This window comes from Bathymodiolus azoricus thioautotrophic gill symbiont (assembly GCF_001298715.1).
GTDB lineage: Bacteria > Pseudomonadota > Gammaproteobacteria > PS1 > Pseudothioglobaceae > Thiodubiliella.
Map to the genome: position 1 here is coordinate 1 of NZ_CDSC02000411.1, position 1,722 is coordinate 1,722.

General features: G+C 39.6%; 1 protein-coding gene. It reads right to left on the reverse strand.

What is annotated here, in order from left to right:
* Window positions 1–171 precede the first annotated feature (171 nt).
* A partial coding sequence (locus BAZSYMA_RS10470; RefSeq protein WP_241502598.1) for an RHS repeat domain-containing protein occupies window positions 172–1,722 on the reverse strand: 1,551 nt, incomplete at its 5' end.

Consider the following 1,722-nt stretch of genomic DNA (forward strand, 5'->3'; position numbering starts at 1 on the left):
AGGAATAAGGGGTATTTTAACAAAAGTTGGTTGATTTGTCTAGGGTTATTGTTAGTTTTATTGTTATAAATCAATTTGTTGTGTGGTTTTTAAGGGTTGACTATTTATGCAAAGGTCTCTACTAATTGAACCTTAGGTTAAGGCATTACACGATGATTCATTGCGTTTAGATCAGGGGCTCGGTTCCTTAATAGGCAATAATTTGCTTAAATCCATTGGCGTTGGTTGCATTACATCGCCAAACCTTTCTCTCATTGCCTCCCCTCTGCCAATAACTAAAAATGCATTTTCTGGTTTGTTATCTTTGCCGTTAACCCATAATCCAAATTCGGTCTCTGAATTGCCTTGCCTTACAAATGGAATGTTATTGAGGAATATAATGACATTTCGTGGAATTAAAGCAATACTTGTATCAGGTTTAAGGTGATCTTGAACGGGAAATGCGTCTGGATGTATATTTTTATTTTTTAACGGTGCACTTGTTAATAAATGACAAGCACCAACTATTGCAAGCATACCGCCTTTTATTCTTGAAACTTCTAACCTGGGATTTTTCCAATTTTCTCCGCCAATAAAAATACCCTTAAATTTTTTATCTATTAGTGGACCTTCGCCTATTAACGCCCGCATTTTTAATGTATAACTAGAAAGTGTCATAGCCTGCATTTCGTTTATATTATATTCACGCATCGCATAATTTACTATTGTTCGAAACATAGCTGGTCCTTGTACTGAGGTAGGTCGCTTATCTCCTGAAATTGAAACATTTACTTCTTCAATCACCAGATTTCCAATACGCTCAAGATCAATGTTTTCCGCCAAAGTTAATAACAATTTGTTTGCATCTGGTAAGTGATGTGCATCCCCAACCCAAATATTTAATTCACTAGTCTTGTCTTTATTTATTCTTTTAAAAAATTCATCATTGGATATTGTATTAATACAATGTCCTGTTGGGTCTGTGTATTTAAGGGGATTATTGCCCACATAAACATATAAATTCAAGCCATCCACTGCACCCGCTGAATCGGGGCTTATCCATCTTGCCAACCAAGGAGCTAGATACCTAGCACCGTAGTAGTATAAACCACTGCTGTCGTCTCTTTCTTTACCTGTGTAGCGGTAGCGTTTTTGTTGGACTTGGGTTTTGTCTTTGCCAGCGATGATGGCAGTGCCACCATAGGGATAGTAGTGTTCGTAGCTGAGAGTTTGGGCTTTGTCATCCAACTCTAGGGTGTTGGATTGTAGGTGGCTGGTGAGTTGGTAGCGGGTTTGGACGGGGTTTTGTATGTTGTCTTTGCTGGTTTCACTGAATATGTGAGTGCCAATGTGCAAGGTGCTAGTTTGTTGTTTTGCTTGGTTGATTGAAAGCTCTAGTGAAGGTAGGTAGTCTCTTTGGCTTTGTGCTTGATTGTTAGATTCAGCCACAGTGCGAACTCGATTGCCTTGGTAGTCATAAACATAGTATTGTGTGGTGTTGCTTTTGTCTGCTTTGGTAAGTTGGTTAAGGGTGTTGTTATAGTGCCAATGTAGAGTGCCAATATTGTCAAGGGTTAGTAGGTTGCCATTGGCATCAAAATCGCTGGTAGATTGTTGGGTTTCGGTGCCACGGTTGTTGTTTGGGTGGATGATGATAGTTTGTTGCCATGTGCTGCTATTGGCTTGGTGTGAGAGATGGGTTAGATTGTTGCCTGTGTCGTAGGTGTAGGTTTGGTGGTAGGG